Below are 8,594 nucleotides of genomic sequence, written 5' to 3'. Positions count from 1 at the left end.
TGGTCTTAGTGCGTAACATCAAGCTAACTCTGGCCTACGACGGTAGTGAGTTCGCCGGGTTCCAAGTGCAACCTGCTGTGCGCACGGTTCAGGGGGAATTGATGCAGGCGCTAGCTACGATCCTTGCCGAGAAGACCCGCGTGATCGGTGCCGGGCGTACCGATGCCGGGGTCCATGCCCGCGGGCAGGTGGTCAGCTTTAAGACCAGGGCCCGAATTCCCATCGATAGGATACCGGCTGCCCTGAACTCAGTCTTGCCCCGAGATATGGCCGTTTGGCAAGCGGAAGAAGTATCCTTGGACTTTCATGCCCGCTACGATGCCACCTACAAGATTTACCGATACTTAATCTCTTTAGATCCGACCCCGTCACCGTTTATGCGGCACTATAGCTGGCGCCTGCCGCTCAAGCTCAATCTGGAGGTGATGCAGCAGGCCGCCCATGAGCTGATGGGCCAGCATGATTTTTCTGCTTTTTGTGCTGCCGGCTCAGCGGTCAAGGACAAGGTACGTACAGTCCAGTGCCTGCAGGTGGTGGCCGAGCGGGATTTGGTGTTGATCGATGCCGTCGCCGACGGTTTCTTATATAAAATGTTAAGGAGTATAGTTGGCACCCTGGTGGAAGTGGGGCGGGGAGCGCTGACTCCTGAGGAAGTAAGAGAAATTTTGGCCCGAGGCGATCGCTCCCGGGTGGGCCCTACAGCCCCACCCCAAGGCCTGAATCTGTGGCAAGTAGGCTACAACCATGCCGTAGCCGCCCACGACACACCCGGCAGCATTGGCTTGACACTGCCTTGGGGCTATGTTAAAATTTCGCTGTGAGTCTTTGACTGCCAAGAGCCCCGGCGGGAGGAGCCTCAGCGTATTTCTCCAGCGGGAGGAAAGAATAGTGAAGAGTTATCAGGCCAAACCGGCCGAAGTGGAACGAAAGTGGTATATCCTGGATGCCGCGGACAAATCTCTGGGCCGAGTGGCTGTAGTGGCAGCACAGATTTTGCGCGGCAAGCATAAACCCACTTACACTCCCCATGTAGATACCGGTGATCATGTGATTATCATTAATGCCGACCATGTAGTTCTCACCGGAAAGAAACCGGTCCAAAAGGAATGGATTCGCTACACCGGCTATCCCGGCGGGTTAAGACGGACAAAATACGCCGATCTTATGGCCACACGACCGGAGCTGGCGGTGGAAATGGCCGTGAAAGGCATGTTGCCTCGCAATCGGTTAGGTCGGGCCATGTTCAAGAAATTAAAAGTCTATCGCGGTGCGAATCATCCTCACCAGGCTCAGAAGCCCGAGGTTTGGCCTGGCGAGATAAAGTAATTCCGGGGGAAAGGAGGAGAAAGACGAATGCCAAGCGTTACTTACTACGGCACCGGGCGGCGCAAGACCGCTATCGCCAGAGTGAGACTGGTCCCTGGAGGTGGTCGTTTTGTCGTAAACGGCCGACCGGCGGAAGAATACTTTCCCCTGCGGAGTTTGCAGAATGTGATTGAGCAACCCCTCAGGGTTACCGGGAATGTGGGCAAGTTCGACGTGATTGCTAAAGTAGAAGGCGGTGGCATCACCGGGCAAGCAGGTGCTGTGCGGCACGGATTGTCCCGCGCCTTGCTGAAGGTAGACCTTACATCATTCCGGCCCGTACTCAAGAAAGAAGGCCTCCTTACCCGTGATCCGCGTATGAAAGAGCGCAAGAAATACGGTCTTAAGGGAGCCCGCCGGGCACCACAGTTCTCCAAGCGTTAATAACAAAAGAACAAACCTCAGCAGTTGTTACAACTGCTGAGGTAATAACATTCCCCGGTCTAAAGTGCAGCCGAAGCGAGTATGTTGCTTATGGCTGCCTTTTATTTGTCTGTATTATTAACAACACATTAGGCTGGGGGCAGGGAACGATGTTTAGAGGGGGAGGAATTAGAAACGAGACTCTCAGGTGGCTAACAGCCATGGTGATTGCGCTGGTGGTGCTGGCGGCAATCAGCACACCTGGGCGTCGACTGCGCCAGGCGGTCTGGGCGCAGGCACTTATGCTGGCACCCCAGATTGTGGTGCTGGATCCGGGGCACGGCGGTATCGACACTGGAGCAGCCGGCCAACGCGGGGTGACAGAAAAAGAGATCACTTTGCCCGTGTGTCTGTATCTGAAGGAGTATCTAAATCTGAGCGGGGCCCGGGTACTGCTTACCCGGTCAGACGACAAAGAGCTGTCGGAGGACTTCGAACAAGATTTGCGCCTCAGGGCAGATTTAGTGCAGCGAAGTCAGGCTACTTTGTTTCTAAGTATCCACGGGAACAGCTTTCCGGCACCGGGTGAATACGGGGCTCAGACATTTTTTGTCGATAATCACAGTGAGAGCGAGCGGCTGGCCCGCTGTATACAAGCAGAGCTGAAGAAATTAGAACCCTTAGGGGAGAACTACCGGGAGGTTCAAAGCGGGGATTTTTATGTGCTGCGCAACTCATCGGTACCGGCAGCCCTGGTGGAGATCGGTTTCTTATCCAACCCCGCCGAAGAACGGCTGCTGGCCGACCCTTCTTACCAGAAGCAGCTGGCCTGGCACATCTTTTGTGGGCTGGTGGCGTTTTGGCGCGGTCAGGGTGGTCAGGGTGTGCCCGATCAGTTCTTGACACCGGTTGGTCTGCAGTCTACAATCGGGGCGAGGTGATAGGCCGTGAAAGACGATATGCTACTGTCCCTGCTGGCCGGATCAGATGAATACATATCAGGGGAAGATATCAGCCGACGGCTGGGTGTGTCGCGGACGGCAGTATGGAAATATGTTGAAGACTTGAGACGGGTGGGCTATGTAATCGAAGCGATCCCGCGGCGAGGGTATCGGTTGGTGGCTAGGCCCGATAAGCTGCTGCCAACCGAGATACGCGCGGGTTTAGTCACTGTTAAGTTAGGACAAGTAGTCCACTATTTTTCCCGGGTGAACTCCACCAATGACGTAGCGCGAGAATTGGCCCGACAAGGAGCCGACGAAGGTACCTTGGTGGTGGCGGAAGAGCAGACCGACGGACGCGGCCGGCGGGGCCGCAGTTGGGTGTCGCCGCCTGGTACCGATATTTTTGCTTCGCTGATCCTAAGGCCCAACCTGCTCCCGGCCCGGGCTCCCCTTCTCACTCTAACAACCGCTGTGGCAGGGGCCGAAGCCATTCGTGGGCTAACCGGTCTGCCGGCCGCCATCAAGTGGCCTAATGATTTGTTGATCAACGGCCGGAAAGTAGCTGGCATCCTCACCGAAATGAGTGCCGAAATAGACACGATCTTTTATGTTATCGTCGGCATTGGGATCAACGTCAACACAGTCTCCTTTCCAGCGGATATAGGGGGGATAGCTACTTCTCTGGCCCTGGAGAGTGGACAACCTTTCTCCAGGCGGCGGTTATTACAGCTTTTCCTCCAACAACTGGAAAGGTGGTACCACACCCTGCTGGATCGTCGGGAGGAAGTGCTGCAGCGGTGGCGAGAATTGTCCCTGACTCTGGGGCGGGAGGTTACTGTCTATTCCCCCAATTTTACCGTGCACGGCCGGGCGCTCAATATTGATCAGGAAGGAGCCCTGCTGCTGGAAACAGACCTCGGGGAGCAAGTGCGGATTCTTAGCGGTGATGTGAGTTTGCGCTGAAGAAGGATCGCCCTGTCCGGAGCAGGACCCCGTGTCGTGTTATAATAGGGACAGATGGGAAAAGATAGATAACTAAGGAGGAGGGATATTCATGCCTACGGTTCAAGTTATTGGGGTGCCTCAGGATCTGGGGGCCAACCGTCGAGGGGTGGATATGGGCCCTTCTGCCATTCGCTATGCCGGTCTTACTAAGCGGCTCAAACGGCTGGGCTATGCTGTCACCGACCGGGGGAACGTGCCGGTAAAGTTACACGAAGAGAAAGGGCCCGGCAACGAACTGCTCCGCTATCTGGACGAAATTGTAACCACCAACGAGCTGCTGGCTCAGGAAGTAACGGCGGTGATGGAGGCTGGCGATCTACCTTTAGTTTTAGGCGGGGATCATAGTATCGCTATCGGCACCTTGGCGGGAGTGGCGGCAGTAAAAAACTGCGGGGTTATCTGGCTCGATGCTCACGGCGATTTCAATACCTTAGAGACCACCACCAGCGGTAATATCCACGGGATGTGCTTGGCCGCGTCCTTGGGCCGGGGCGAAGAGCGGCTGGTTTCGTGTGGTGGCTTTGCCCCCAAGGCCAAAGAGAAGAACGTGGCTCTAATCGGAGTTCGAGAATTAGACGACGAAGAGCGGGAGATGTTGCGCCGGTCCAGGGTGTCGGTTTTTACCATGCAGGACATTGATGAAACCGGGATGAAAAAAATCATGCGCCAGGCTCTGGCAGCAGCCTTGAACGGTGTCGAGGGCATTGCCGTCAGCTTAGATATGGATGTACTCGATCCGCTGGAAGCGCCAGGGGTAGGGACGCCGGTGCGCGGCGGCCTAACCTATCGTGAAGCCCACCTAGCCTTGGAACTTGTTGCCGAGACCGATGCGTTGCTGGCGCTGGAAGTGGTGGAGGTCAACCCGATGCTGGATTGTTACAACCGAACGGCAGAGTTGGCAGTGGAACTAATTGCGTCGGCACTAGGAAAACGGATTTTCTAAGGGGGCGGGAGAAATGAGTATTGTTTGGGGTGGAATTGCTCCGCATCCGCCGATCATAGTCCCGGAGATAGGTAGGGAGGATGTGAAGAAAGTAGCTGCCACCGTCCAGGCCATGGACAAACTGGCGGCCAGTCTCAAGGCATCTGAAGCTGAAGCCGTGGTGATTACCACGCCTCACGGAGCAGTGTTTCAAGATGCGGTGGCGGTATCGCTCTTACCTGAGACAAGCGGGAGCTTCGCCAATTTTGGTGCTCCTCAGGTACAATTTGATCTGCGCACCGATCAGGATTTGGCCGCGGCCATTATCCACTCTTGCGCAGATGTGGATGTTCCTGCGGTGGGCCTTGGGCCGGCCGACCTTCGGCGCTATCGGGCTCTGGCCCAGTTGGACCACGGTGTTTTGGTTCCGTGGTACTTTCTGAATCGAGCCGGGGTGGATTTACCCATAGTCTGGGTAGGCATGTCACTTTTACCTCCGGATGAACTCTATGCTTTCGGCGTGGCGGTAAGGCAGGCCAGCAGCCGTTTAGGACGAAAAGCGGCCTTTTTGGCCAGTGCCGATTTGTCCCACCGGCTGACCCCCCGGGCACCGGCCGGGTATCATCCCGACGGAGCGCGGTTTGATGAGCTGGTGGTGGAGAAGGTGCGCACAGGCGACTTTCAGGGCCTAATGCAGATCGATCCGGCCTTGGCAGAACGGGCCGGTGAATGTGGTTGGCGCAGTATCATGATGTTGGCCGGGGCAGTGGACGGATATAAGATCGAACCGCAGGTGTTCTCGTATGAAGGGCCGTTTGGCGTAGGCTATTTAGTAGCCGAGCTCGGGCCGCAGGTTGAACAACAAGGTCCGGGGCTATTGAAAGGATTGCGAGGGAAACAACAACAAGCTGTGGGTGACCGCCGGGCTGGCGAGAGTGTCTACGTCCGCTTAGCTCGGCAGAGTCTGGAGACATATGTACGCACCGGCCAGAAAATGCCGTTGCCGGCAGACATCCCCCCTGAGCTGGTCGAACCGGCCGGTGCTTTCGTTACTTTAAAGAAGAAGGGACAACTGCGGGGCTGTATCGGCACCATTTTACCGACGCAAAAGAACCTGGCCGCCGAAATCAGAGACAATGCCGTCAGCGCCGGCAGCCGGGATCCCCGTTTTTGGCCGGTGGCCCAGGAAGAGCTTAAGGACATCGTGTATTCGGTGGATGTTCTAGCGCCCCCGGAAGCAGTGGAGAGCCTGGCCCAACTGGATCCTAAACGCTATGGCGTTATTGTTCACGGCTGGGGTGGACGAACCGGGCTCCTGTTGCCCAATCTGGAAGGTATCGATACAGCGGAAGAACAGGTGGAAATAGCCAAGCAAAAAGCTGGTTTAGGATCACGAGACCAAGTGCGGCTAGAGCGGTTCGAGGTGAAGAGGTATTATTGAAAGGCGGATTTACCTTGAAAGAAGCCCTATACTGGGAACCGTGCCCGAACGGTAAAGCTAAGTGTCACCTGTGCCCGCATGGTTGTAACATCAGCCCGGGCCGGGCCGGTATTTGCCGGGTGCGGGTTAATAAAGCGGGAACGCTGTATGCGGCCAATTATGCCCAGGTGAGTTCAATTGCCATGGACCCGATGGAAAAAAAGCCTTTATATCATTTCTACCCAGGTAAAGACATCTTGTCCCTAGGTACAGTAGGCTGCAATCTCAGGTGTAGCTTCTGCCAGAATTACAGCATTTCGCAGCAAGATGCACCTACGCGCGAGCTGTCACCGGCCCAGGCCGTGCGTCTGGCCCAAGACCAGGGTCCCAACTGTATCGGCTTAGCCTTTACTTATTCCGAACCTCTTATGTGGTATGAATATGTTCTCGATACAGCGGAACAGGCGCAAGCAGCCGGCTTAAAGACAGTGTTGGTAACCAACGGCTTTATTCAGACTGAACCCCTCAAGAAACTGTTACCATTTATTAATGCCATGAACATTGATCTAAAAGCCTTTACCGAGGATTACTATCGTGAGCTGTGCGGCGGGAAACTACAGCCGGTACTCACCACAGTGGAAGCTGCCGTGGAGGCCAGGTGTCATGTGGAACTGACCACGCTGCTTATCCCCGGCCGTAATGACTCACCGGCGGAAATCTCAGCCCTTAGCCGTTGGGTTGCGGGTTTGTCCCCTGACATACCCCTGCACCTGAGCCGCTATTTCCCCCAGTACAAACTGAACCTGCCCCCGACGCCTTTGCAGACGCTGGAGCAGGCCCTAAATATTTCCCGGGAAAAGTTGAATTATGTCTATATTGGCAATGCAGCTGTTACTCAAGGTCGCGATACCCACTGTCCTAACTGTGGTGCTGTTTTGATTGAACGGCTCGGCTTCGGTGCCCGTCTGGTAGGAAGTACCGAAGATGGGCGGTGCCGTCAATGCGGCTTTGCCGGTAGCTTCGTCTTGTAGACAAGCAGGAGAAGTTGGCTAGGTGTTCCGGACCAGGGTTAGAAAATGCTGGAGAATGCGAGCGGTGAGACCCCAAATAATCCGCCCGTCCAGTTCATAAAACACTTCTTGAACTACCCCGGTGCGCCAGGGATAATCCCGGCCGCCGGGTATTTTATCGAAGGGGAAATCTACCGCTGGCGAAGCTTTGACGTAGACAGGGTAAGTCTCCGGTTTTAAGCTGAACAAGCGAGCCAAAGGGACGGTAAACACCGCCGCTACTTCATTGGCATTAGGGTTCAGGCGCTCAGCCGGTGGAATTTCGCCTACGAAGGAAAACAGAAGCAAGTTAAAGGGCGAGATAATCAGCCCCAACTGCCCCCAGATATAGATTTCCTCTGGCCTAAGCCCCAGTTCTTCGCAGGTTTCCCGCCGAGCTGCCTGGCGTGGACTCTCTTCGGGACCGTCCAAAGTGCCCCCCGGAAAACAGACCTCTCCCGGCTGACGCTTAAGATGAGAAGCCCGCACCTGAAACAGTACTATCCACTCGCCGCTGTCGGTTTTAATCAAGGGTACCAGTACCGCTGATTTAGCCAACAGTCTGTCATTGATAATGGTGAGGTTGTCCGACGCCAAAGCCGATTTCATCTTAGCTTCATTCATTGTCATCGATCTCGCCGCCTTCCTGCTGCCGGTTCCAGGCCAAAGATACCCGGTCACCGTGGTGCAGGGGAGTGGTAAAAGTTGCCGACTTACCATTTACAGTCATCTGCAAGCTGGCACCGGGTGCGGCTTGCCGCTTGACATCAATCAAGGTAAACAGGTCGCTAACAATAAACTTAGAGCGCCCGGTGAGCACAGTAATCTCAGCTTGGGGCAACAGGGGGTTTTCCAGTTGGGCCGGCTGGCCGTTGACTAAGATTTGAGTGCCGCTGTCTGGCAACTCCAGTTCCTGTCCATTTACACTAACGGTCAGGGGTGGGTTAAGTGCTATGTGTTTTGCTACAGCTAAGCCTACGGTGGGGTACGAGCAGTCTAAGTCATAATCCAGCTTGTCTCCCGGGCGCACAAGCTCAGCCATGGATGAGGCGCGATTGTTCAAGCGGACTTGGCACGGGCTATAGGAGAGAATGTAATGGTGCCCGCCTACCTGGTAAGGAATGTCCTGCTCCTTAACCTGGGCCAGATCAACTCCGGCTGCCACCAATATTTCCTTCACCGGTCGTTCCCAACTTATAGTTATTTGAGCCCGATCAGAGACAGGGGAATCTAAACCGGCTGGCTTTCCATTTATCCGGACCGCAGCCGGAAAGGGGCGGGTGTTCCCGTTAATCGTCAGAAAACGACTTTCCGTTACCAGGTCACGTACCGTAGCCTGGGCTGGCCGGCCACTAGCGCCAGGTGTAAACTCCACTCGATCGCCCGGGCCTAGACCTGCGTCCAAAGTTGCCGTCTGTCCGTTAACCAAGATCAGGGGCGGTTGTCCTTGTTCCCCTGGAATTACCTGGAGCCGGCCGTTGACCTCGGCTGTGAGTGCCAGCCCCGGACGCCCGAACAAGTGGGTC

General features: G+C 55.6%; 10 protein-coding genes. 8 read left to right on the top strand and 2 right to left on the bottom strand.

Annotation, left to right across the window (positions count from 1 at the left end; translation table 11 throughout):
* The first annotated feature begins 8 nt into the window (after nucleotides 1-8).
* From truA to amrS, 8 genes are all read left to right on the top strand, one after another.
* A complete protein-coding gene (truA, locus tag GX016_02830; GenBank protein ID HHT70499.1) occupies nucleotides 9-821 on the top strand; it encodes a tRNA pseudouridine(38-40) synthase TruA in 813 nt (270 codons plus the stop codon).
* Nucleotides 822-885: 64 nt separating this feature from the next.
* Nucleotides 886-1,326: a 50S ribosomal protein L13 gene (rplM, locus tag GX016_02825; protein HHT70498.1), complete on the top strand. Its 441-nt coding sequence runs from the start codon at nucleotides 886-888 to the stop codon at nucleotides 1,324-1,326.
* A 27-nt stretch (nucleotides 1,327-1,353) separates the two neighbouring features.
* Entirely contained in the window at nucleotides 1,354-1,749 is a 396-nt protein-coding gene (gene rpsI / locus GX016_02820; protein ID HHT70497.1) for a 30S ribosomal protein S9, read from the top strand.
* A gap of 149 nt (nucleotides 1,750-1,898) precedes the next feature.
* Nucleotides 1,899-2,669 carry a hypothetical protein gene (locus GX016_02815; GenBank protein HHT70496.1) on the top strand — a complete coding sequence of 257 codons (771 nt, stop codon included), beginning with the start codon at nucleotides 1,899-1,901 and terminating at the stop codon, nucleotides 2,667-2,669.
* A gap of 18 nt (nucleotides 2,670-2,687) precedes the next feature.
* Nucleotides 2,688-3,635 carry a biotin--[acetyl-CoA-carboxylase] ligase gene (locus GX016_02810; protein ID HHT70495.1) on the top strand — a complete coding sequence of 316 codons (948 nt, stop codon included), beginning with the start codon at nucleotides 2,688-2,690 and terminating at the stop codon, nucleotides 3,633-3,635.
* Between the two features lie 91 nt (nucleotides 3,636-3,726).
* On the top strand, nucleotides 3,727-4,620 hold the full coding sequence (gene rocF, locus GX016_02805; GenBank protein HHT70494.1) for an arginase: 894 nt from the start codon (nucleotides 3,727-3,729) through the stop codon (nucleotides 4,618-4,620).
* 13 nt (nucleotides 4,621-4,633) lie between these two features.
* Nucleotides 4,634-6,040, top strand: coding sequence for an AmmeMemoRadiSam system protein A (amrA, locus tag GX016_02800; GenBank protein ID HHT70493.1), 1,407 nt, complete (start codon nucleotides 4,634-4,636; stop codon nucleotides 6,038-6,040).
* Between the two features lie 14 nt (nucleotides 6,041-6,054).
* Complete coding sequence (gene amrS / locus GX016_02795; protein ID HHT70492.1) at nucleotides 6,055-7,050, top strand: AmmeMemoRadiSam system radical SAM enzyme; 996 nt, start codon at nucleotides 6,055-6,057, stop codon at nucleotides 7,048-7,050.
* Between the two features lie 18 nt (nucleotides 7,051-7,068).
* On the opposite strand, the gene GX016_02790 is transcribed toward amrS, so the two are convergent.
* Together GX016_02790 and GX016_02785 are read right to left on the bottom strand one after the other, a co-directional pair.
* Nucleotides 7,069-7,698: a CoA pyrophosphatase gene (locus GX016_02790; GenBank protein ID HHT70491.1), complete on the bottom strand. Its 630-nt coding sequence runs from the start codon at nucleotides 7,696-7,698 to the stop codon at nucleotides 7,069-7,071.
* Nucleotides 7,685-8,594: hypothetical protein (locus GX016_02785; GenBank protein ID HHT70490.1), on the bottom strand; the 910-nt coding region annotated here is incomplete at its 5' end. The genes GX016_02785 and GX016_02790, both read right to left, overlap by 14 nt.

The sequence above is a fragment of the Bacillota bacterium genome (assembly GCA_012837285.1).
Lineage (GTDB): Bacteria > Bacillota > DTU030 > DUMP01 > DUMP01 > DUNI01.
This window is presented reverse-complemented; position numbering and strand designations above follow the sequence as displayed.

Bases quoted from the DNA above. Each gene is read 5' to 3' on its own strand.
- rpsI (HHT70497.1), top strand. From the start codon at position 1,354: ATGCCAAGCGTTACTTACTACGGCACCGGGCGGCGCAAGACCGCTATC.
- GX016_02815 (HHT70496.1), top strand. From the start codon at position 1,899: ATGTTTAGAGGGGGAGGAATTAGAAACGAGACTCTCAGGTGGCTAACA.
- GX016_02810 (HHT70495.1), top strand. From the start codon at position 2,688: ATGCTACTGTCCCTGCTGGCCGGATCAGATGAATACATATCAGGGGAA.
- rocF (HHT70494.1), top strand. From the start codon at position 3,727: ATGCCTACGGTTCAAGTTATTGGGGTGCCTCAGGATCTGGGGGCCAAC.
- amrA (HHT70493.1), top strand. From the start codon at position 4,634: ATGAGTATTGTTTGGGGTGGAATTGCTCCGCATCCGCCGATCATAGTC.
- GX016_02790 (HHT70491.1), bottom strand. From the start codon at position 7,698: ATGACAATGAATGAAGCTAAGATGAAATCGGCTTTGGCGTCGGACAAC.